A 22,491-nucleotide genomic window follows, 5' to 3' on the forward strand; every position below is an offset into this window, starting at 1 on the left:
TTTCTAATCTATAGCACGAGTTTTCGTCGTTTGCCACTGTGCCGGCTGGTATCTAGGATCTTCTCATCAGGAGGGGAGACATGAGATGACTCGCGAAACAACACCACTGTCTGGCGGATGCCTTTGCGGGGCTGTTCGGTATGAATCTCAAAAACCTGCGAGAAAGACCGGAATTTGCCACTGCGGGATGTGCCGCAAGTCGACAGGAAGCTTCGCCGCACCCTGGGTTTCCATCCTTCTGGAGGATGTCAAATTCACTGATCGCGAACCAACCTGGTTTGCTTCCTCTGACAAGGCGCAGCGAGCCCATTGTTCCCGGTGCGGTTCACAGATCGGGTACAAGCGCAACGACAGCGACGTTATGTATTTTTGGGTCGGAACAGCGGACAACCCAGAACTTTATGCACCCCAGATGCATTGTGATCCTGAAGATGCTCTGTCATGGGACCCATCAATGCAGGTTCCGCTGGCAGCGGAATATTGGGCGTAAACGCTTAGGCGCCAGCAGCGGTAATCAAGCAGGCGTTTGTAAGACGGTACAGAGGTTAGGCTTAGGTGAGCCCTCAGCGGTCATCGGCCATCTAGAGGTTTTCGCAAGTACAGCAAGTAACAATCGAGCCTAATCGGGCATTCCCGCTGCGCGCAGGTCAGAGTACCATTGTTCCAAGGGCTCCTTTACTGCGAATTCGCGGTCTAGGTAGGACCGCATCTCAGTGATGCTGTAACTAGGTTCTTCCGCCAGAAACTCGTTTATCACGCTGCGCGCGTCATCATCCCGGCCCAAACATACATATATTGCCGACAGTGAACAGGCATGCAACTTTGACCCCGTAACGGGGTAACCGGCGTCCAAAAATGACCCCCTTACACTTAATGTGAATGATGCCCCCGAAGTTATCGGGAGCATAGAGTGGGATGTTGGTCGTGGAGACGATAGCAAAGATCCGGCGGGCGTTTTTTCAGGACAGGAAGCCGATCAAGCAAATCTGCCGGGAAATGCGGGTATCGCGGAATACGGTGCGGAAGGTGATCCGGTCTGGTGTGACGGAAGCAACCTACGAACGCCGCGTTCAGCCTCTGCCAAAGATCGGGCCATGGAAAAGCTCGAAGAGATGTTGGCGGCGAATGCGAGGAAGCCAAAGCGCGAGCGGTTAACCCGCATCCGGATCTTCGAAGAACTGAGAGCCCTTGGATATGACGGCGGCTATGACGCTGTTCGGCGTTGCGCGGCCACGTGGTCCAAGGAAGAACAAGAGGCCGCCGCGGCCGCCTATGTCCCGCAGATTTTCGATCCGGGCGAGGCCTACCAATTTGACTGGAGCCACGAGATTGTCGTGATCGACGGTGCGACCACCACTGTGAAGGTGGCGCATGCCCGGCTCTGCCGCAGCCGCATGCTGTTTGTCCGGGCCTATCCGCGCGAGACGCAGGAGATGGTGTTCGATGCCCATGACAAGGCCTTCGCCTTCTTCGGCGGGGCCTGCACGCGCAGGATCTACGACAGCGGGAATTGTCCGCCATTGGTCCGAGGACAATGGACGCGAAGACGGCGGTAGACACGATCTTCGTTGGCCGCGACAGGGACTGGCAAATCCCACTTGGCCGTCAGCATCGTCCGGGCGTGCATCCGCCGCGGCAGACGGGGGCGCTTCTTCAACGTTGTGGACCTGGTGAACAAACTCGATGCGGAAGCCCGCGCCGACCGACAGGGACGCACGGCAGATCTGCTGTGCCGCCTCGACTTCCTGATCCTCGACGAGCTTGGCTATTTCCCCTTCGCACAAACCGGGGGTCAGCTATTGTTCCATCTCATCAGCCGCCTCATCGAACTCAACGAATGCGCCAAGGCCAGCGTCGAAAGGTGTGGTCTCCGCTCCGAAATCGGATCCGGCAGTCAGCAGGCCGGCCTCGATCCTCCGGGCGCGGAAAACAGGTGTGCCGGTCAGCAGGATATCGAAGGCCGCGCCTACCTCCATGATTTTGTCGCCGATGGCCGGGATATCCGTATCAGGCAGCAGATAGACCTCCCAGCCCAGTTCGTTGGTGAAACCCGACCGGCTGATCCAGCAAGTCTGGCCTGCAATTGAAACCTCAGCGCAATCACGGGCTTAGAAACCGCAGGCAATGGCAATCACTTCAATAAACAGCATGACATCTGAAATTGGTATTTCTTTGCTGCAGGCCGCAGCCGGTGTCGCAAGTTTCAGAAATTGCAAGAACCGGCCCTAGAACAGGTTGATGCCAAAGCTATTTTCACTTTCGATTTTTTGAATATTTAGTTTTTCCAAATCAACTGCCCGGGAAATGATTCAGATCAAAGTACAAGGCGGCTGTCCTTCGCATTCTCCGGCCAGCTAAGTGCAGCTGGCAGGGAACTTGGAATCAGAGGCGGTGCTGTTCCTCCTGGCTTGGCGCACTACGTTTATCTGAGCCAAGGAGGACATCATGTCCGAACAGCCAAGCAAAGCCGAGGAACGGAACACTTTCCTGTTTCTCGCTGTCATCCTGGCCCCCGTTCTCGCAGTGGGAATCGTCGGCGGATACGGCCTGATCATCTGGATCTCCCAGATCTTCCTGGGGCCGCCCGCAGGATAAGGGTCCAGGCCGATGCCAGCACATGCCAGCACAGAACCATCGCGGCGCGCCTTCCTGACCGGCAGGGTCGCCCGCCCGGACCCGGAATTCCGTCCGCCCTGGACGGATGAGGACCGGGTGCAGCAACATTGCACCAGCTGCAATGCCTGCGTGGAGGCGTGCCCGGAACAAATCATCGAATTCGACAGCCGGAACCGCCCGCGGATCAATTTCCGCGGCGGCGAATGCACGTTCTGCCACGCCTGTGCCGAGGCCTGCCCTGAGCCGGTGTTCGATCTGCAGCAGCCCGCTCCTTGGCCGGTGACAGTGGAGATCGGCAGCAGTTGCCTGCTGTCCGCCGGCATCACCTGCCAGCTGTGCACCGACATCTGCGACCCGCGCGCCCTGCGCATGGATCTGTCGGTCCGTCCAATGGGCGCCATCCAAACCGACGCTGAGGCCTGCACCGGCTGCGGCGCCTGTCTTGCAACCTGTCCGAACAACGCGATCGCACTCCGCGATCCCCGCCAGCAAAGGAGCCCCGCGTGACTGAAGAGCTTCATATTTCCAGTCTGCTGGTGCGCAGCAACCCGGCCTGCATGGAGGCCGTTCTGGAAACCATCAAAGCCATGCCCAACGCCGAGATTTCGCAAAGTGATCCCTCGGGCAAAATTGTCGTTTTGTTCGAAGCGGACAGTGATCGTGCCATTGGCGATGCCCTGGCCAAAATCCAGCTCCTCGACGGTGTCGCCAGCGCGGCGCTTGTCTTCCATCAGACCTGCGATGCCCAGGACCTCGCCCTTGAAGAAGGAACCCCCCAATGACCGGAATTACACGCCGTGACGCCATCAAGGCGCAGGCCGCTGCAGCCGCGGCGCTTGCTGCCGGGCTGCCGATCCCCGCGGCAGCGCAGAACCTTGTAACCGACGCCAATGTGACTGAACTCAAATGGTCCAAGGCAGCCTGCCGCTTCTGCGGCACCGGCTGCTCGATCATGGTTGCCACCAAGGCCGGCCGTGTCGTCGCCACCCACGGCGACACCCAGGCAGAGGTCAACCGCGGCCTGAACTGCGTCAAGGGCTACTTCCTGTCGAAGATCATGTATGGCGCCGACCGTCTGACCACGCCTTTGCTGCGTAAGACCAACGGCGAATACGACAAGAACGGCGAATTCACCCCGGTCTCGTGGGATGAAGCCTTCGATATCATGGCCGAGAAGTGGAAGAAGACCCTGGCCGAAAAAGGCCCCGAGGGTATCGGCATGTTTGGCTCCGGCCAGTGGACCGTCTGGGAAGGCTATGCGGCCTCCAAGCTGATGAAGGCGGGCTTCCGCTCCAACAACATCGACCCCAACGCGCGCCACTGCATGGCCTCGGCCGTGGGCGGCTTCATGCGCACCTTCGGCATCGACGAGCCGATGGGCTGCTATGACGACTTCGAGAACGCCGACGCCTTCGTGCTCTGGGGTTCCAACATGGCGGAGATGCACCCGATCCTGTGGACCCGCATCACCGACCGCCGCTTCAGCCACCCGCACGTCAAGGTCGCGGTGCTGTCGACCTTCACCCACCGCAGCTTTGATCTGGCCGATATCCCGGCAGTGTTCACCCCGCATTCCGACCTGGTGATCCTGAACTACATCGCCAACTACATCATCCAGAATGATGCAGTGCATAAGGACTTCGTCGGCAAGCACGTCAACTTCCGCCGCGGCAATACCGATATCGGCTATGGCCTGCGCCCTGAGCATCCGCTGGAGCAGGCGGCTGAGAATGCCGGCAAGGCAGGCGGCTCCGAGCCGATGAGCTTTGAGGAGTTCGCCGAGTTCGTCTCCGAGTACACGCTGGAAAAAACTGAGGAAATGTCCGGCGTTCCGGCTGAAACCCTGGAGAAGATCGCCAAGCTCTACGCCGATCCGAACACCAAGGTGATGTCGCTCTGGACCATGGGCACCAACCAGCACACCCGCGGTGTCTGGGTGAACAACCTGCTCTACAACATCCACCTGCTGACCGGTAAAATCTCCACTCCCGGCAACTCGCCGTTCTCGCTGACCGGCCAGCCCTCGGCCTGCGGCACCGCGCGCGAGGTGGGCACCTTCTCGCACCGCCTGCCCGCCGACATGGTGGTCAAGAACCCGGAACACCGCGCCTATGCCGAAAAGATCTGGAAACTGCCCGAGGGCACCATTCCGGGCTGGGTCGGCTCCCACGCGGTGAAGCAGAACCGCGACCTGAAGGACGGCAAGATCAACTGCTACTGGGTGCAGGTGAACAACAACATGCAGGCCGCCCCCAACATGATGGAGGAAGGGCTGCCGGGCTACCGCAACCCCGACAACTTCATCGTGGTGTCGGACGCCTATCCGACGGTGACAGCAGAAGCCGCCGACCTGATCCTGCCGGCCGCCATGTGGGTCGAGAAGGAAGGCGCCTATGGCAACGCTGAGCGCCGCACCCAGTTCTGGTATCAGCTGGTCAACGCGCCGGGCGAGTCGAAATCCGACCTCTGGCAGCTGGCGGAATTTTCCAAGCGCTTCACCACCGATGAGGTCTGGCCGGCCGAAATCCTGGACGCCAACCCTGAATACAAGGGCAAGACCCTGTTCGAGGTTCTGTTTGCCAACGGCAAGGTCGACCAGTTCGAGCTGTCTGAAAAGGCCAAAGAATACGGCAACCACGAATCCGAGGACTTTGGCTTCTACATCCAGAAAGGCCTGTTCGAGGAATACGCCGAATTCGGCCGCGGCAAGGCACACGATCTGGCGCCCTTCGACCGTTACCACGAGGTCCGCGGCCTGCGCTGGCCTGTTGTGGACGGCAAGGAAACCCAGTGGCGCTTCAAGGAAGGCTCCGACCCCTATGTGACCCCGGGTTCGGATTACGAGTTCTACGGCAAGCCCGATGGCAAGGCGGTGATCTTTGCGCTGCCTTACGAGCCGCCTGCTGAAAGCCCGGACGAGGAATACCCGATGTGGCTGGCCACCGGCCGCGTGCTGGAGCACTGGCACTCCGGCTCGATGACCCAGCGGGTGCCCGAGCTGTATCAGGCTGTTCCCGACGCGCTGTGCTATATGCACCCGGATGATGCCAAGGCAATGGGCTTCCGGCGCGGCACCGAGGTGAAGATCATCTCGCGCCGTGGAGAGATGCGCACCCGGGTGGAAACCCGCGGCCGCAACAAACCGCCCAAAGGCCTGGTCTTTGTGCCCTGGTTCGATGCGCGCCGGCTGATCAACAAGGTCACGCTGGATGCCACCGATCCGATCTCGAAACAGACGGACTTTAAAAAATGCGCAGTCCGTATCGAAGCAGTGTGAGGCCCGTCATGAAACATCTCCGTCTCGCTATCCTGGCTGTTCCGGTTTTTATGGCCACAGCAGCCTTCGCCCAGAACCAGGTCGCCACGCTGCGCAACACTGCGCCGCTGGACCAAGAGGGCGAAGCAACCCAGATCCCCGGCATCGTCAACACTGACATCCGCCAGGTGCGCAACTACCCGGATCAGCCGCCGCTGATCCCGCATAAGACCGACAACTACCAGGTCGATCTGAACTCGAACAAATGCCTGACCTGCCACAGCCGCACCGCGGTGGAGGTCAGCCAGGCGCCGATGATCTCGGTCACCCACTTCATGAACCGCGAGGGCCAGACCCTCGGTGCGGTGAGCCCGCGGCGCTACTTCTGCAACCAGTGCCACGTGGTGCAGACCAACGCCCGGCCCTTGGTCGAGAATGAGTTCGTCGATGTGGACAAGGTGCTCGACTACGTGCACTCGCAGCAGGGCGGGGCGGACTGATGTGGGGTTTCATCAAACGGCTCTGGTGGATCATCAGGCGTCCCAGCGCCTATTTCTCGCTCGGCTTTCTGACCATGGGCGGCTTTGTGATGGGGATCATCTTCTGGGGCGGTTTCAACACCGCGCTTGAAGTCACCAACACCGAGGCCTTCTGCACCAGCTGCCACGAAATGCGCGACAACGTGTTCGAGGAGCTGAAGCCGACGATCCACTATTCCAACCGCTCCGGCGTCCGCGCGTCCTGCCCGGACTGCCACGTGCCGCACAATTGGACCAACAAGATCGCCCGCAAGATGCAGGCCTCCAAGGAGGTCTGGGGCAAGATCTTCGGCACCATCAACACGCGGGAGAAATTCCTGGAGCACCGGCTGGAACTGGCGCAGCATGAATGGGCGCGGCTGGAGGCGAATGACTCGCTGGAATGCCGCAACTGCCACTCGGATGAGTCGATGGACATCACCCGCCAGTCCAAGCGGGCCGCGGATGCGCATGAGCGCTTCCTGTTCACCGGCGAGAAGACCTGCATCAACTGCCACAAGGGCATCGCCCACCAGCTGCCCGACATGGCCGCAGCTGAAGGCGAAGATCACGCAGGCCTGCTGGCACCGGCCCCGGCCCATGGCGAGGGCCTGCTGGCCAGCACCCGCAGCTACCTGGGCCTGAGCAGCGACTGACGCTGCCAGCCTTGCACACAATAGAAAAGGCCGCTGTCCTAACGGGCAGCGGCCTGTTTTTATTGTTGATGCGCTGAATACGTCCCCGGATCGCCTGCGATCCGGTTCGCGCCCGGCCCCGCCCCCCAGGGCGGGCGCGAATGCAACTGCGGTTGCAACAGGCTGAATGGTTGGCGTTTGTCTGACACCACGCCCCAGGCGGCACCGAGCCCACCCTCGGGACCGGGCGCGAACCTACCGTTGCGGCTGGGCTGAAAGAGTAGGTTTACAGCGGGATGCTGCCCAGATGATCCTCGCCGCGCTCCCGCGCCAGCTTCATCTGCTTTTGCCGCTCGCGGAACCGCGCCTTGTCCTCTTCCGAGGTCTGATCAATGCACAGGTGGCAGCTGACGCCCTGCTCGAACTCGGGCCGCGCCTTGTCCTCCGGCAGGATCGGGCGGCGGCAGCCGTGGCACAGTTCATGCGGGCCTTCCACCAGCCCGTGGCCGACCGACACCCGGTTATCAAAGACAAAGCATTCGCCTTCCCAGGTGCTGCTCTCGGCGGGCATTTCCTCCAGATAGCGCAGGATGCCGCCCTTCAGGTGATAGACATCCTCCACCCCCTGGCCCAGCAGGTAGTTGGTGGATTTCTCGCAGCGGATGCCGCCGGTGCAGAACATCGCAACCCGCTTGTTGTGGAAACGGTCCTTGTTCTCCTCCCACCAGGCGGGGAAGTCGCGGAAGCTCTCGGTCTTGGGGTCGATCGCACCCTCAAAGGTGCCGATGGCCACCTCGTAATCGTTGCGGGTGTCGATCAGCACCACATCATCCTGCCGGATTAGGTCGTTCCACTCCCCGGGCTCAACGTAGTGGCCGACAGAGGCCAGGGGATTCACATCCGGCTGGCCCATGGTCACGATCTCTTTCTTCAGCCGCACCTTCATCTTGCCAAAGGGCGGCTCAGTGGCGGTGGCCTCTTTCCATTCCAGCCCCGCACAGCCGGGCAGCGCCTTGATATGCGCCAGCACCGCGTCAATGCCTGCCCGCGGGCCTGCAATGGTGCCATTGATCCCCTCCTGCGCCAGCAGCAAGGAGCCTTTGACGTCCTGCGCCTGGCACAGGTCCAGCAGCGCCGGCTTGATCGCGGCGGGATCGGGGAAACGGGTGAAATGATAGAGGGCAGCAATCGTGTACATGACCCGCCCTTAGAACCCCGGCGCGCGGTTTTCAAGGGCAAGCCCCGCCGCCCCGCCCCGTTAAAGTAGGTCCGGAATGCATGATTTCCGCTCTATCGCACGATTAGGCCCAAGCAGCAGTTCCCAAGCCCGTTTGCCACCGCTACATATTGTGTAAGCCAGCAAAGGAGCAGCCCATGTCCCAGGCCATGATTGTTGTCGATGTGCAAAACGATTTCTGCCCCGGGGGCGCCTTGGCTGTTCCGGGCGGGGATGAGATCGTGGCCTCCATCAATGTGATGATGGACCAGTTCGATACCGTGATCCTGACCCAGGACTGGCATCCGGCGGGGCATTCCTCCTTTGCCTCTGCGCATCCGGGCAAGGCACCGTTTGAAACAGTGGTAATGCCCTATGGCACCCAGGTCCTGTGGCCGGATCACTGCGTCCAGGGATCTGACGGTGCGGCGTTTCACAAGGATCTGCGCACCGATGGCGATCTCATCATCCGCAAAGGGTTCCGGGCAGGCATAGACAGCTACTCTGGCTTTTTCGAAAATGATCAGACCACGCCAACCGGGCTGGAGGGATACTTGCGCAACCGCGGCATCACACACCTGACCCTGGCCGGGCTGGCCACAGATTTCTGCGTCGCCTTCACTGCGCTGGATGCGGCGCGGCTTGGCTTCGCGGTGACGGTCGAACTGGCCGCCTGCCGCGCCATTGATCTGGATGGGTCACTAAAAAAGGCACTGAAAAACATGGAGAGCGCAGGCGTGCATTTGCAATCCTGAGGCGAGGAGGCAAAAAATTAACACACGTTTTGCTATGCTGTGCCGTAACCTGAACGGCAAGGCTGACTGATGGAGACTGCGGACGGGGCGCAATCCGGCCCACTGGCCAATTATTACAAGCGGTATGGCGCGCTGGAGCTGCTTCTGCGCTATTGCCGCGGCCGTGTCCGTGCGTTCTGGGCGCGCCAGCTTTTCATGGTTCTTGCTTTTGCCGCGCTTGGGCTGGTGGTTCCGCCGTTCTTTGCGCTGCTGGCCTTTGGCCTGGCGGTTGCCGGCGATACCGCCGACTGCCTGGTGTTGCGCAAAGCAGACACCCTGATCCGCCGCGGGATGAGCGAACAGGGGTTACGGCGGCTGACCGCGTTGACCGCCTTCTTTCACGCTCTGACACTCAGCGCCGCGGCTTCGGCGCCCTTCTGGGTCGAAATGCCATCGCTGCTGCCCCACAATCATAACGAGCCGCTGTTCACCGTCGGCCTGCTGGCCGGATCGGCGATCAACGCCGGGCTTGTGCTGCCGTATCATCCGCGTGCAGTCATTGTGAAACTCGTCACATTCGCGGTGCTGCCGGTTGCCTTCCTGGCGGTTGAAATCGTGGAAACCCCGGTTCTGGCCTCCATGTACAATCTGCACTTGGCCGGGCTTCTGGTGCTTTATGCATCGTTCTTCTGGTTTCTTGTCTTCGTCATGCGCAGTTTTGGCCGCACCCGCAGCAACATGCTGGCCCAGGCGCTGCAGCAGCAGGAGCTTGAAGGCGCCTATGCCCGGCTGACCGAGCAGCAGATGGAGGCAAAACGCCTGGCGCTGGTCGCCAAAAATGCCAATGACAGCGTGATGCTGATGGACCGGGAGGGGCGGATAACCTGGGTCAACGACAGTTTTACCCGCCTGACCGGCTATTCTTTCGAGGAGGCGGCGGGCCAGCTGCCCGGGGATCTTCTGAACAGCGGCGAGACGGATCCGGAAACCATCCGCCTGCTGCAGGACAGTGTCCGCCATGCGCGCCCGGTGCGGGTTGAAATTTGCAACCGCCGAAAGGACGGGCGGCTGGTCTGGATCGAGACCAGCCAGGTGCCAATGCTGAATGCCGCCGGAGAGCTGGAAACCCTGATCGCGGTGGAGCGTGACATCAGCGCTGCTAAGGAACACGCCCAGCAGCTGGAGCAGGCCCGCATCGCCGCAGAGGAGGGCGCCCGCGCCAAGGCGGATTTCCTGGCCACCATGAGCCACGAAATCCGTACCCCGATGAACGGGGTGATCGGCATGGCGCAGCTGCTGCGCGACAGCGGCCTCACCAAGGAGCAAGAGCTGTACGCCGGCACCATCCTCAGCTCGGCTGATACCCTGCTGGCTCTGATCAACGATGTGCTCGACTTCTCGAAAATGGACGCTGAGGAACTGGCCCTCAGCAAGACGAACTTCGACCCCCGCAGCTGTTTTGAGGAAACCGTCCGCCTGCTGCAGGCGCAGGCGGATGCCAAGGGGCTGGAGCTTGCGCTCGTCATCACCCCGCAGGTGCCGGCGCAGATTTGGGGTGATGACCGGCGGATCCGGCAGATCCTGATGAACCTTGCGGGCAATGCCATCAAATTTACCGACCGGGGCCGGGTGCTGGTGACGCTGGACGCGGAACCGGCCGGCGGCGGCCATGATCTGACGTTCTCGGTTGCCGATACCGGCATCGGTATCGCCGGGGATAAACTGGACAAGGTGTTCGACCGGTTCTCGCAGGCGGATGCCGCGATCAGCCGGCGCTTTGGCGGCACCGGCCTGGGCCTTGCTATCTCCCGCCGCTTGGCGGAGGCTATGGGCGGCAGCATTTCCGTCACGTCCGAGCTGGGCCGCGGCTCCTGTTTCACGGTCCGCCTGTGCCTGCAGCCATCGCAGGCAGAGACCGGCCAGGCCGCTGAGGCCGCGCCTCCTCCGCCGCAACCGGACTGCCCGCCCGCGCTGGACGGGCTGCGGGTGCTGGTGGCAGAAGACAACGCCGTAAACCGGGTGCTGATCGAGAAATTCCTGCAATCCGCGCCAGTCGAACTCGCGTTTGCCCTGAATGGCCGCGAGGCGGTGGCGCAGTTCGAAAATTTTTCGCCAGATATCATTCTGATGGACATGTCGATGCCGGAAATGGACGGGCTGGAAGCCACCCGTGCAATCCGCGCCCTGTCCCGCCCGCAGCCCGCAATCGTGGCGCTGACCGCCAACGCCTTTGACTCCGACCGCAAGGCCTGCCTGGCTGCCGGCATGGATGATTTCATGAGCAAACCCGTCAGCCGGGATAAGCTGCTGCAATTGCTGGGCCGGCTGGCCCCGCAGGCACAGGCGCGCCGCGCGGGCTGATTTCCTTTGCTCCTGCCAGCGGGCTGTCCTATCAATCAGTGACCCCAATGCACGAGGCCGCCGGTGGATATCGCAACCCGCGTCTACAATCACAAATGGAAGATTGATCCGATTGTCCGGTCGCTGATCGACACGGATTTCTACAAGCTTCTGATGTGCCAGTCGGTGTTCCGCAACAAGCCTGACACCACGGTGACCTTCTCGCTGATCAACCGTTCGGCGCATGTGCCGCTGGCGAAATTGATCGAGGAGGGAGAGCTGCGCGAACAGCTGGACCATATCCGCTCGCTGTCGCTCAGCCGCGGCGAAAGCACCTGGCTGCGCGGCAACACCTTCTATGGCAAGCGGCAGATGTTCCGCCCGGATTTCATGGAGTGGTTCGAGGGCCTGCGCCTGCCGCCTTACCATCTGGAGCGCAAGGGCGATCAGTATGAGTTGACGTTCGAGGGCAAGTGGCACGAGGTGATGCTGTGGGAAATTCCGGCACTGGCTGTGCTGATGGAGCTGCGCAGCCGCGCGGTGATCAACAGCATGGGCCGGTTCGAGCTGCAGGTGCTTTATGCCCGCGCCATGACCCGGGTCTGGGAAAAGATCGAGCGCCTGCGCGAGGTGGACGGGTTGACGATTGCCGATTTCGGCACCCGCCGCCGCCACTCCTTCCTGTGGCAGGACTGGTGCGTGCAGGCGATGATCGAGGGGCTGGGCGAGAAATTCACCGGCACCTCCAACTGCCTCATTGCCATGCGCCGCGAGGTGGAGGCGATCGGCACCAATGCCCATGAGCTGCCGATGGTCTATTCCGCGCTGGCCGAAAGCGACGCGGAACTGGCGCAGGCCCCCTATGACGTGCTGTCCGATTGGCATGACGAGCACGACGGCAACCTGCGCATCATCCTGCCCGACACCTATGGCACCCAAGGCTTCCTCGACCGTGCGCCCGACTGGCTGGCCGGCTGGACCGGCATCCGCATCGACAGCGGCGACCCGGCCAAGGGCGCTGAGGTGGCAATCAACTGGTGGAGGGACCGCGGTGAGGATCCGGCAGAGAAACGTGTGATCTTTTCCGATGGTCTCGATGTGCAGCAGATCCAGGACCTGCACGCGCAGTTCTCAGGCCGCACCAAGGTCTCCTTCGGCTGGGGCACGCTGCTGACCAACGACTTCCGCAAGCTGGTGCCGGATGACGCGCTGGCGCCGTTCTCGCTGGTCTGCAAGGCGGTTGCGGCCAACGGACGGCCAACGGTGAAACTGTCCGACAACCCGGAAAAGGCGATGGGTCCGGCGGAGGAAATCGCCCGCTACAAGCGCGTTTTCGGCGTCGGCCAGCAGGAGCGGCAGGCGGTAATCGTTTGATAACACTTCGCCGGTATTGCGCCGGGTAGTCTGCAAAGTAATACAATTTGTGGCAGAGCTTCTGCCCAATTGTTTCGCGCGCGAAACATTTGGGCATAATGGCTGACCTATTTTCAGACACTAGCCGTGATGCGCCGCCACGGTCTTCAGCTGAGAGAACCCGTAAAGCGCCTCAAAGCCTTTTTCCCGCCCGTGGCCGGATTTCCCGACGCCGCCAAACGGCAGTTCCACCCCGCCGCCGGCGCCGTAGTTGTTGAGGAACACCTGGCCGGCTTTCAGTTTCTTCGCCAGCCGCATCTGCCGCCCCCCGTCGCGGGTCCAGACGCTGGCAACCAGGCCATAGTCGGTGGCATTGGCGATCCGCAGGGCTTCGTCTTCGGTGTCGAACGGGATCAGCACCTGCACCGGGCCAAAGATCTCCTCGCGCGCCAGCACATGATCCTCCGGCACATCCGCAAACAGGGTGGGGCGCACATAGGCGCCGCTTTTCGGCGCGTGCTCCACGATTGTTCCCTGCGCCGCCACCGTCAGGTCCGCGCCCTGCTTCAGATAGTCCTCGACAATCTGCTTTTGGCGGGCAGAAATCAGCGGCCCGACCCGCAGGTCCTCTGCTGCCGGCCCCACGGTCAGGGCGTCATAGGCCGCTGCCATCCGCGTCTGCACATCCTCATAAACCCCGCGCTGCACCAGGATGCGCGAGGAGGCGGAACAGGTCTGCCCTGCGTTCTGGATGCCCGCATTCACCAGAAACGGCAGCGCGGCTTCCAGATCGGCGTCGTCGAACACCAGCTGCGGGGACTTGCCGCCCAGCTCCAGCGTCACCGGCACCACATTGGCGCCGGCTGCCTGCTGCACCAGCGCGCCCGTGCGCACTGACCCGGTGAAGGAGATGTGATGCACGCCAGGATGCCCGGCCAGCGCCGCGCCGGCCTCTGCCCCCAGTCCCGGCACTACGTTCAGGGCACCTGCGGGCAGCCCGGCCTCCATGGCGATATGGGCGAATGCCAGCGCCGTCAGGCAAGCCTCCTCGGCGGGTTTCAGCACGCAGGCATTGCCCATTGCCAGCGCCGCGCCGACAGACCGCCCGATGATCTGCATCGGGTAGTTCCAGGGCACGACATGCCCCGTCACCCCATGCGGCTCCCGCAGGGTATAGACGGTGTAGCCGTCCAGATAGGGGATGGTCTCGCCCATCACCTTGTCCGCCGCGCCGCCGTAGAACTCGCAATAGCGCGCCAGCGCCACCGCGTCGGCCCGCGCCTGGGTCAGCGGCTTGCCCACGTCCATCGCCTCAATCGCGGCCAGCAGCTCCACCCGCTCCAGCACGAACTGGCCGATCCGGGTCAGGACACGGCCCCGCTCCAGCGCCGTCATGCGGCCCCAGTCTCCGTCCAGCGCCGCCTGTGCTTCCAGCACCGCGGCCTCGATATCCGCCGCGCCGCCGCGGGCGATCCGGCAGATTTCGCTGCCGTCCGACGGGTTCACCAGCGGCAGGGTTTCGCGGCTGGCAGCGGGTTGCCACTTGCCGCCAATCAGGCAGAGCGCGGGATCGAACCAGAGGGGGTCAGACATGCTGGGGGCTCCTTTCGGGATCGGTGAGATCAGGCAGCACCGGGGCTGCCGCGATCAGCTGGCGGGTGTAGGGGTGCTGGGGATTGCTGAACACGGCTTCGGTTTCGCCCTGCTCGACGATTTCGCCCTGTTTCATCACCAGGCAGCGGTCGGTGATCGTGCGCACCACGCTCAGGTCGTGGCTGATGAACAGATAGGTCAGCGAATAGGCGTCACACAGTTCTGCCAGCAGGTCGAGGATGCGGGCGCGGACCGAGACATCGAGGGCTGAGACCGCTTCGTCGAAGATGATCAGCTCCGGCCGGGTGATCAGGGCGCGGGCGATGGCGATGCGCTGGCGTTGGCCGCCGGAGAATTGGTGGATGTATTTCTGCGCGTCGTCAGGCGACAGGCCCACGGCGGTGAGGGTCTCTGCAATCAAATCCCTGAGTGCGGTGCCAGCCGGTGGATCAGGCAGCGTATGGAACGGTTCGGTGATCAGCCGCTCCACCCGGTGGCGCGGGTTGAAGCTGCCGTAGGGGTCCTGGAATACCACCTGAACTTTCCGCCGAATCGCGGGAGAAAGGTGAGTCGTCACAGGCTGGCCATCGAGACGAATCTCCCCGCCTTGCAACGGCTCCAATCCTAAAATCGCCTTTGTTAGGGTCGATTTTCCGCAGCCCGACTCACCCACCAGGCCTAGCCGCTCACCGTGGTTCAGGGTGAAAGAGACATTGTTCACGGCGCGGAATGTGCCGGGTTTGGCAAACAGCGACGGGCGCGGGGTCTTGTAGTCGCGCACCGCATTCCTGACTTCCAGTAGCGGAGCGGGGGCAGGCGGTTCCGGCAGAGCCACCTGATGGTTTGACGCCTCAAACAGCATCTTCGTGTAGGGGTGGCGCATGTTGCGCAAGAGCCAGCCGGTGTGTCCGGTCTCCACCACCTCGCCGTGGCGCATGACCACAATCCGGTCGGCCAGATCTGCCACCACGGCCAGGTCATGGGTGATGATCAGCAGCCCCATGCCATAGTCCTGCACCAGATCCTTCAGCAGCGCCAGGATCTGCGCCTGGGTGGTCACGTCCAGCGCCGTGGTCGGCTCATCCGCGATCAGCAGTTTCGGGCGCAGGGCGATGGCCATGGCGATGACCACCCGCTGGCGCTGGCCGCCTGACAATTCATGCGGATAGCGGCTGAGCGGAAAACGGTCCTGAGGCAGGCCGACCCGCTCCAGCACTTCGCGCGCGCGGGCCTCGGCCTGCCCGCGCGGCATCGCCTTGTGGATCAGGATCGTTTCCATCACCTGTTCGCCAATGGTCTTCACTGGGTTCAGCGCGGTCATCGGCTCCTGAAACACCATGCCGATGGACTGGCCGCGGAGGGCGCACATGCGGTCCTCGGACTGCTCCAGCAGCTGGGTGCCCTCCAGGGTGATATAGCCCTTGGCCTCCGCCAGATCCGGCAGCAGCTGCATGATGGCCAGCGCGGTCATCGACTTGCCAGAGCCGCTCTCGCCGGTCACTGCCACGATCTCACCCGGATCAACGTGAAAGGACAGGTCCTTTAGCACCTGAAAGGCGCCGATGTTCACCGACAGGCTAGTGACATCGAACAGGGTCATGCGCGGGCCACCCTCAGCTTCGGGTCGAGGTGGTCGCGCAGGCCGTCGCCCAGCAGGTTCAGCCCCAGCACCGTCAGGATGATGGCCATGCCCGGGACCAGCGCCAGATGCGGCGCAAAGCTGACCATGGTCTGGGCGTCGGCCAGCATCCGCCCCCAGCTGGGGGTGGGCGGCTGGGCGCCAAGTCCGACGTAGCTGAGGCCCGCCTCTGCCAGAATGCCCAGTGAAAATTGAATGGTGCCCTGCACGATCAGCAGGTTCATCACGTTGGGCAGGATATGCTCGGCTGAGATCCGCGCCGCGCCCTTGCCCGCCACCCGCGCGGCCAGGATGAACTCCCGCTCCCACAGGGACAGCGCCGCGCCGCGGGTGATGCGGGCAAAGACGGGGATGTTGAAGATGCCGATGGCGATAATGGCGTTGACGGCGCCGGCGCCCAGGACGGCGGTGATCAGGATGGCGATCACCAGCGAGGGGAAGGCAAAGACCAGATCGTTGCCGCGCATGATCAATTCATCCAGCCAGGATCCTTTGCGCGCCGCAGCGGCCAGCCCCAGCGGCACGCCTGCGCCCATGCCGATCCCAACCGCCACCAGCGCCACGGCGATGGAGGTGCGGGCACCCACCATGATCATCGACATCAGGTCGCGGCCGAAATGATCGGTGCCCAGCCAGTGCTGCGCGTTTGGCATCTGCAGCTTGGCCGGGATGTTCATCGCTGCGTGGTCAAACGGTGTCCACACAAACGACACCGCCGCCGCCAGCAGCACCAGAGAGGACAGCACGGCGCCAAGGATCAGGTTGCGGGTCATTTCTTTTCGCCCTCAACGATGTCAAGGAACTGAGGGGCGCGCCCGAGCCTGGGTGGGTGCGAAGCGCCCTCCCGGGGGGAGGGGAGGGCGCGGCCCGGCGTTGCCGGGCCAAGAGACAGAGTTGGATTTCCAAGTTTCCGTGTCATGTCCGGCTCCTGAGGCGCGGGTCGACCAGCGCATAGGCAAGGTCGACCAGGAAATTCACCGTGATGACGGCAAAGACCAAAAGCATCACTACTGATTCCACCACGATCAGATCGCGCGAGGAAATCGCCTGGAACACCAGCCGTCCAAGGCCGGGCAGGTAGAACACCTGTTCAATGATGATGGCGCCGGCCAGCAGGAAGGAGAACTGCAGCCCGATGATGGTCAGCACCGGGATCAGCGCGTTGCGTACCCCGTGCCGCCAAAGCGCTTGATTCCGGGTCAGCCCCTTGGCGCGGGCGGTGCGCATGAAATCCTCGCCCAGGATGTCCAGGAGGGCAGAGCGCATGACGCGGGTCAGGATCGCCGCCTGCGGTAGCGCCAGCGCGATGGCGGGCAGGGTGAGCGCATGGAGGCCGGCCCATACGCCTGCCTCCCAGCCCGGAAAGCCGCCGGCCCCGAACCAGCGCAGGTTGATGGCAAAGATCAGCACCAGCATCATCGCAAACCAGAAGTTCGGCACCGCAACGCCCAGCTGGGTCGCGCCCATCACCGCCATGTCGCCCGGCTTGCCGCGCCGGGCGGCGGCGTAGATGCCTGCGGGAAAGGCAATCAGGGTCGACAGTGTCAGCGCATAAAGCGCCAGCGGAAGCGACACCCACAGCCGGTCCGCGATCATCCCTGCAACCGGTGTGCGGTAGGTGTAGGAGGTGCCGAAATCGCCGCTCAGCATGCCCGCCGCCCAGCTGAGGTATCGGGCCAGCTTGCCCTGATCCAGCCCCAGCTCCGTGCGCAGCGCGGCGACGGTATCGGGCTGCGCATTGACCCCCAGCATGAAGGAAGCCGGATCGCCCGGCGCCACCTCCACCACGAGGAAGATCACCAGCGAGGCAACGGCCAGGCTGAGGATCAGCGACACCAGGCGTTTCAGGGTATAACGCAGCATGGAAGCCACGTTAGGAGCCGACGGGGGAAGGGTCTAGTAGGCGACAGAAGGAAACCTGACCGGGCACGCAAAAAGGCGCAACGTCAAAGGGTTGAGGTATGCCCTTTGGCATCCGGCCGAAACCAGCTATCACTGTGCCATGCTGTCCCGCCCCCTGTTCATCGGATCGGAAATCTACCGCGGCTCGTCTTATGGCCGCACCCATCCGCTGCGGGTGCCGCGGGTTTCGACCGTGATGGACCTCTCGCGTGCGCTGGGCTGGCTGCCGGATGAGGTCTATGTGAATTCCCCCCGCGCCAAACCTGCGGCGCTGACTGCCTGGCACACGCCGGAATATGTCGCGGCGCTGCAGGCTGCGGAGGCGGCGCAGGCGGTGAGCGAAGAAGTGCGTGCGCGGCACCAATTGGGCACAATTTCAAATCCGGTCTTCCCGGAAATCTTCCGCCGTCCGGCCACCGCCGCGGGCGGATCGATCCTGGCAGGCGAACTGCTGGCGGATGGCGGCATTGTCTACAACCCGGCAGGCGGTACTCACCATGGGATGCCGGACCGCGCCAACGGGTTTTGCTATCTGAACGATCCCGTCCTGGCGATGCTGTCGCTGCGGCATTACGGCGCGCAGCGGATCGCCTATGTGGACATCGACGCCCATCATTCAGACGGGGTGGAGCATGGCTTTGCCGGCGATGCGGACGTTCTGATGATCTCGGTGCATGAGGAAAACCTCTGGCCCAAGACCGGCAGGCTGAGCGATGATGCGGGCGGATCAGCCCTGAACCTGCCGGTGCCGCGCGGCTTCAACGATGATGAGATGGCCCATATCCGCGACGCGCTGATCCTGCCCGCAGTGGAGGCGTTTCAACCGGATGCCATCGTGCTGCAATGCGGGGCGGATGCAGTGTCAGAGGACCCGCTGCCGCATCTGGAGCTGTCGAACAACGCCCATTGGGCGGTGGTGCAGGCGCTGATGGGGATAGCGCCGCGTTATCTGGTGCTTGGCGGGGGCGGCTATAACCCGTGGTCCGTCGGGCGGCTCTGGACCGGCGTCTGGGCCACGCTGAACGGGTTTGACGTGCTGGACCGCCTGCCTGCGGCGGGCGAAAAGGTCCTGCGCGAACTGGAGTTCAACGGCAACCGCCTGGGCCGCAACCCGCCGGAGCATTGGTTCACCACGCTGCGGGATCAGCCGCGCGGCGGGGAGGTCAGAGAAGTTATCCGTGAGCGTGTGCAGTATCTGCGGGTTAGACAGGGCTTGTAACGCGGTGAGGGCAGCGTCCGGCCCTGGGTGGGTGCGAAGCGCCCTCCTGTGGGGAGGGGCGGGCGCTGCCCGGCGGTGCCGCCGGGCAAGACACTAATGTCAAGCTACTCCGCCCAGCTGAGCGCGTTGAGGTCGATTGCGGCTGTCGGCGCGTTCTCCCACAACCCTTGCAACCCGGCTTTGGCCACGCCCAGCTTGGCCAGCTGGAACAGGTAGCCGTTCACGTAATCCGCTGCGATCATCTCCTGCGCCTCTTGCAGGATCGCGGTGCGGGCGTCTGGATCGGTGGTGGTGTTCAGTTGCGCCATCAGCCCTTGGAACGGTTTGCTGTCATACTGGAAATAATACTCGGGCCGGGCGTAGATGCCGATGTCCATCGGCTCGGTATGGCTGATGATGGTCAGGCCAAAGCTCTTGCCGCGGAACACGGTTTCCAGCCATTGCGCCCATTCGACGTTGATGATCTCGGCCTTGATCCCCACCGCCGCCAGCTGTGCGGCAACGATCTCGCCGCCGCGGCGGGCGTATGACGTCGGCGGCAGGTGCAGGGTGGTTTCGAACCCGTCCGGGAATCCTGCCTCCGCCAGCAGCATCTTGGCCTTGTCCGGATCATAGGCAGACGCGCCGGTCAGATCCTTGTAGGCCGGGTGGTGCGGCGCGAAATGGGTGCCGATGGGAGTGCCGTAACCAAACATCGCCCCGTCGATGATAGCTTGGCGGTCAATGGCATGTGCCACCGCCTGGCGCACGCGCAGGTCATCAAACGGCGGCTGCTTGTTGTTGGTCGACAGGATCGTCTCGCCTTCGGTGGAGCCGACCAGTACCTGGAACCGCGGGTCGGCGTCGAACTGCGGCAGGTTCTCCGGCGCCGGGAAGTTGTCAAAGGCGTCGATATCCTCAGCCATCATCGCGGCAAAGGCTGCGGTGGGGTCGGATATGAACTTGAAGGTGGCTGAGGCCAGGGCGGGCTGGTCGCCCCAGTAGTCCGGATTGCGCGCCAGGGTGATGCGGTCGCCCTGCCCCCATTCCCGGAAGGTATAGGCGCCGGTGCCGATGGGGTTTGTCTTGATATCCCCGATGCTCTCAGGCGCCACGATCACCGCGTCGCCCCAGGCCAGGTTGAACAGGAAGCTGCCGTTTGGCCCATCCAGCGAGACCTTCACCGTCTGCGGGTCCATTGCTTCCACTGATGTGATCCCGGCAAACAGCGCTTTCTGCGCGTTGGTGCTGTCCTCGGCCCGGGCGCGGTCGAGCGAGAACTTCACATCCTCCGCATCCATCGCGCTGCCGTCGTGGAAGGTCACGCCCGTGCGCAAGCGGAAGGTATAGACGGTGCCGTCCCCGGAGATCTCCCAGCTCTCGGCCAGCCCCGGCACCACGGACCCGTCGCCCATGAAGCGGGTCAGCCCTTCGAAGATGTTGCTGTACACCACCGAGTCGATGGCCTGCGCCGCAGCGCTGGTCGGGTCCAGATGCGGCGGCTCCAGCTGCAGGCCGATGGTGACGCTGTCCTTGGCCCAGGCGCTGCCCGCCATCAGCGCCAGAGCGGAACCCGCCGCAAGAACGAATGATTTGAATGCCATTTGAAAACTCCCTGATGTGCTATACTCGGGCCCGGAACGGCGCTTATGGGAAACGAGTTTCCCGCTTTCCCGGGCGTAATCAAGGGCTAGGGACATTTCGCGCACTGGAAGCACGCGGCGTTAATTGATAATCCGTGTGCACTTAAGGAACCGCGGACAGGAAGCCATGAGCGCAACAGCCAAGAAACAGGCGCCCAACGCCGAAGACATCCGGGCCCGCAAGGGCGGCACGCCTTTGGTGAGCCTTACCGCCTATACCACGCCGATGGCGCGGCTGATGGACGCCCATTGCGACTTTGTGCTGGTCGGCGACAGCGTCGGCATGGTGCTGCACGGGCTGACCTCGACCCTGTCCGTCACCATGGAGATGATGATCCTGCACGGCCAGGCGGTGGCACGCGGGCTGGACAAGGCCATGCTGGTCATCGACATGCCCTTTGCCTCTTACGAGGAAAGCCCGCAGCAGGCGTTCCGCAATGCCGCCCGGCTGATGGCCGAGACCGGCTGCGCCGCGGTCAAGCTGGAAGGTGGCGTTGAGATGGCAGAGACTATCCGTTTCCTGGTCAAGCGCGGCATCCCGGTGATGGCGCATATCGGCCTGACGCCGCAGTCGATCAACACATTGGGCGGCTACAAGGTGCAGGGCCGCGAGGAGCAGGCCGAAGCCGTGCTGGCCGATGCCCGCGCCGTGGCTGAGGCCGGAGCGTTCTCGGTTGTGCTGGAAAAGGTGCCGCAAGTGCTGGCCGACAAGATCACCGCCGAGGTGGCCATCCCCACAATTGGCATCGGCGCCAGTGCGGGCTGCGATGGGCAGATCCTGGTGGTTGACGACATGCTGGGCTTCTTCACCGCCTTCAAACCGAAATTCGTGAAACGCTATGCCGACCTTGGCCCGCTGGCTGAGGCTGCGATTGCCGAATACGCGGCCGAGGTGCGGGCCCGCAGCTTCCCCGCTGCCGAACATGTCTTTGCCGATCAGGCGCCCTCCAAAGGATGACTTCCGAAATGACCGCACCGATCCTGCGCCGCCTGTCCGACCTGCGCGCCAAGACAGCCGAATGGCGCCGCGACGGCGAAACCATCGGCCTGGTGCCGACCATGGGCGCGCTGCACGCAGGCCACCTGTCGCTGGCTGCTGCTGCCAAACAGGTCTGCGACCGGGTGATCGTGACCATCTTCGTGAACCCCAAGCAGTTCAACAAACCGGAAGACTTGGCGAACTACCCGCGCACCGAAAACGAAGATGCCGAAAAACTCGCGCATCTGGGCATCGACCTGATCTATTGCCCGGACCCGGACCAGATTTATCCTGACGGCTATGCCACCAATGTCTCGGTCGGCGGCAGCATCACCGCGGTGATGGAGGGCCCCTTCCGCCCCGGCCATTTCGACGGGGTGGCAACGGTTGTTGCCAAACTCTTCCTGCAGACCAGCGCCGACAAGGCGTTCTTTGGCCAGAAGGACTACCAGCAGCTGATGGTGGTCACCCGCATGGCCCGCGATCTGGATATCCCGATCGAGGTGGTCGGCTGCGAAACGGTGCGTGAGGCTTCGGGCCTCGCCATGTCCTCGCGCAATTTGCTCTTGTCTGATGCGGCTTTGGCCAAGGCGGCCGCCTTGAACGCAGCGATGCGGGAGGCCGCCGCCAAGGCTTCGGCAGGCGAACCCTGGGCGCCATTGGAAGCCGCTGCCCGGCAGGGGCTGGCGGATGCCGGTTTTGGCGATGTCGAGTATTTCGACCTGCGCTGTGCCGAAACGCTGGAGGCGCTGGACACGCCCTCCCGCCCCGCCCGGCTGCTGGCCGCTGCCTGGATGGAGGGCGTCCGGCTGATCGACAATATCGAAGTTCCTGAACTAAACGCTTAGTAAGGGCTGGTAGCGGTACCG

At 63.0% G+C, this 22,491-nt stretch carries 20 protein-coding genes and 2 pseudogenes; 15 read left to right on the forward strand and 7 right to left on the reverse strand.

Annotation, left to right across the window (positions count from 1 at the left end; all coding sequences use genetic code 11):
- Positions 1-85 precede the first annotated feature (85 nt).
- The 3 genes and pseudogenes from ACXAHG_RS18795 to ACXAHG_RS18805 form a co-directional block, all read left to right on the forward strand.
- Positions 86-490, forward strand: coding sequence for a GFA family protein (locus tag ACXAHG_RS18795; RefSeq protein ID WP_475039886.1), 405 nt, complete (start codon positions 86-88; stop codon positions 488-490).
- Positions 491-915: 425 nt separating this feature from the next.
- Positions 916-1,582 (forward strand): annotated as a pseudogene (gene istA, locus ACXAHG_RS18800) (IS21 family transposase); the annotation flags it as partial.
- Positions 1,578-1,829: pseudogene (locus tag ACXAHG_RS18805) on the forward strand (ATP-binding protein); the annotation flags it as partial. The pseudogenes istA and ACXAHG_RS18805, both read left to right, overlap by 5 nt.
- Here the strand turns inward: ACXAHG_RS18805 and ACXAHG_RS18810 are convergent.
- Complete coding sequence (locus ACXAHG_RS18810) at positions 1,797-2,084, reverse strand: hypothetical protein (protein WP_475059850.1); 288 nt, start codon at positions 2,082-2,084, stop codon at positions 1,797-1,799. The pseudogene ACXAHG_RS18805 and the gene ACXAHG_RS18810 overlap by 33 nt on opposite strands.
- 361 nt (positions 2,085-2,445) lie before the next feature.
- Here ACXAHG_RS18810 and napE point away from each other — a divergent pair, with 361 nt between their 5' ends.
- The 6 genes from napE to ACXAHG_RS18840 are packed head-to-tail and all read left to right on the forward strand — an operon-like array spanning position 2,446 to position 7,046.
- Entirely contained in the window at positions 2,446-2,595 is a 150-nt protein-coding gene (napE, locus tag ACXAHG_RS18815; RefSeq protein ID WP_264211627.1) for a periplasmic nitrate reductase, NapE protein, read from the forward strand.
- A 12-nt stretch (positions 2,596-2,607) separates the two neighbouring features.
- The gene (napF, locus tag ACXAHG_RS18820) at positions 2,608-3,123 is read left to right on the forward strand and encodes a ferredoxin-type protein NapF (protein ID WP_475039885.1); all 516 of its coding nucleotides are present in this window, start codon (positions 2,608-2,610) and stop codon (positions 3,121-3,123) included.
- Entirely contained in the window at positions 3,120-3,398 is a 279-nt protein-coding gene (locus ACXAHG_RS18825) for a chaperone NapD (RefSeq protein ID WP_475039884.1), read from the forward strand. The genes napF and ACXAHG_RS18825 overlap by 4 nt, the downstream gene beginning before the upstream one ends.
- Positions 3,395-5,893: a nitrate reductase catalytic subunit NapA gene (gene napA, locus ACXAHG_RS18830; protein ID WP_475059796.1), complete on the forward strand. Its 2,499-nt coding sequence runs from the start codon at positions 3,395-3,397 to the stop codon at positions 5,891-5,893. The genes ACXAHG_RS18825 and napA overlap by 4 nt, the downstream gene beginning before the upstream one ends.
- A gap of 8 nt (positions 5,894-5,901) precedes the next feature.
- A complete protein-coding gene (locus tag ACXAHG_RS18835) occupies positions 5,902-6,372 on the forward strand; it encodes a nitrate reductase cytochrome c-type subunit (protein WP_475039882.1) in 471 nt (156 codons plus the stop codon).
- The gene (locus ACXAHG_RS18840) at positions 6,372-7,046 is read left to right on the forward strand and encodes a NapC/NirT family cytochrome c (RefSeq protein WP_475059798.1); all 675 of its coding nucleotides are present in this window, start codon (positions 6,372-6,374) and stop codon (positions 7,044-7,046) included. Before ACXAHG_RS18835 ends, ACXAHG_RS18840 begins: the two co-directional genes overlap by 1 nt.
- Before the next feature lie 265 nt (positions 7,047-7,311).
- On the opposite strand, the gene trhO is transcribed toward ACXAHG_RS18840, so the two are convergent.
- Complete coding sequence (gene trhO / locus ACXAHG_RS18845) at positions 7,312-8,223, reverse strand: oxygen-dependent tRNA uridine(34) hydroxylase TrhO (RefSeq protein WP_475059800.1); 912 nt, start codon at positions 8,221-8,223, stop codon at positions 7,312-7,314.
- A gap of 176 nt (positions 8,224-8,399) precedes the next feature.
- Here trhO and pncA point away from each other — a divergent pair, with 176 nt between their 5' ends.
- From pncA to pncB, 3 genes are all read left to right on the forward strand, one after another.
- Positions 8,400-8,996, forward strand: coding sequence for a bifunctional nicotinamidase/pyrazinamidase (pncA, locus tag ACXAHG_RS18850; protein ID WP_475059803.1), 597 nt, complete (start codon positions 8,400-8,402; stop codon positions 8,994-8,996).
- Between the two features lie 69 nt (positions 8,997-9,065).
- Entirely contained in the window at positions 9,066-11,336 is a 2,271-nt protein-coding gene (locus ACXAHG_RS18855) for an ATP-binding protein (protein ID WP_475059805.1), read from the forward strand.
- A gap of 63 nt (positions 11,337-11,399) precedes the next feature.
- Positions 11,400-12,689, forward strand: coding sequence for a nicotinate phosphoribosyltransferase (pncB, locus tag ACXAHG_RS18860; RefSeq protein ID WP_475059808.1), 1,290 nt, complete (start codon positions 11,400-11,402; stop codon positions 12,687-12,689).
- 120 nt (positions 12,690-12,809) lie between these two features.
- Here pncB and ACXAHG_RS18865 read toward each other — a convergent pair whose 3' ends face one another.
- The 4 genes from ACXAHG_RS18865 to ACXAHG_RS18880 form a co-directional block, all read right to left on the reverse strand.
- On the reverse strand, positions 12,810-14,261 hold the full coding sequence (locus ACXAHG_RS18865) for an aldehyde dehydrogenase family protein (RefSeq protein ID WP_475059810.1): 1,452 nt from the start codon (positions 14,259-14,261) through the stop codon (positions 12,810-12,812).
- Entirely contained in the window at positions 14,254-15,861 is a 1,608-nt protein-coding gene (locus ACXAHG_RS18870) for an ABC transporter ATP-binding protein (RefSeq protein ID WP_475059813.1), read from the reverse strand. The genes ACXAHG_RS18865 and ACXAHG_RS18870 overlap by 8 nt, the downstream gene beginning before the upstream one ends.
- Positions 15,858-16,673 carry an ABC transporter permease gene (locus tag ACXAHG_RS18875; RefSeq protein ID WP_475059815.1) on the reverse strand — a complete coding sequence of 272 codons (816 nt, stop codon included), beginning with the start codon at positions 16,671-16,673 and terminating at the stop codon, positions 15,858-15,860. The genes ACXAHG_RS18870 and ACXAHG_RS18875 overlap by 4 nt, the downstream gene beginning before the upstream one ends.
- Positions 16,674-16,815: 142 nt before the next feature.
- A complete protein-coding gene (locus tag ACXAHG_RS18880; RefSeq protein WP_475039873.1) occupies positions 16,816-17,763 on the reverse strand; it encodes an ABC transporter permease in 948 nt (315 codons plus the stop codon).
- A gap of 139 nt (positions 17,764-17,902) precedes the next feature.
- On the opposite strand from ACXAHG_RS18880, the gene ACXAHG_RS18885 reads away from it, so the two are divergent.
- A complete protein-coding gene (locus ACXAHG_RS18885) occupies positions 17,903-19,021 on the forward strand; it encodes an acetoin utilization protein AcuC (RefSeq protein WP_475059818.1) in 1,119 nt (372 codons plus the stop codon).
- A 104-nt stretch (positions 19,022-19,125) separates the two neighbouring features.
- Here ACXAHG_RS18885 and ACXAHG_RS18890 read toward each other — a convergent pair whose 3' ends face one another.
- The gene (locus tag ACXAHG_RS18890; RefSeq protein WP_475059820.1) at positions 19,126-20,604 is read right to left on the reverse strand and encodes an ABC transporter substrate-binding protein; all 1,479 of its coding nucleotides are present in this window, start codon (positions 20,602-20,604) and stop codon (positions 19,126-19,128) included.
- A 166-nt stretch (positions 20,605-20,770) separates the two neighbouring features.
- Here ACXAHG_RS18890 and panB point away from each other — a divergent pair, with 166 nt between their 5' ends.
- The gene (panB, locus tag ACXAHG_RS18895) at positions 20,771-21,601 is read left to right on the forward strand and encodes a 3-methyl-2-oxobutanoate hydroxymethyltransferase (RefSeq protein WP_475059822.1); all 831 of its coding nucleotides are present in this window, start codon (positions 20,771-20,773) and stop codon (positions 21,599-21,601) included.
- An 8-nt stretch (positions 21,602-21,609) separates the two neighbouring features.
- Positions 21,610-22,470 carry a pantoate--beta-alanine ligase gene (gene panC / locus ACXAHG_RS18900; protein ID WP_475059824.1) on the forward strand — a complete coding sequence of 287 codons (861 nt, stop codon included), beginning with the start codon at positions 21,610-21,612 and terminating at the stop codon, positions 22,468-22,470.
- The last annotated feature ends 21 nt before the right edge of the window (positions 22,471-22,491 follow it).

The organism is Leisingera sp. ABD4_442 (genome assembly GCF_056160905.1).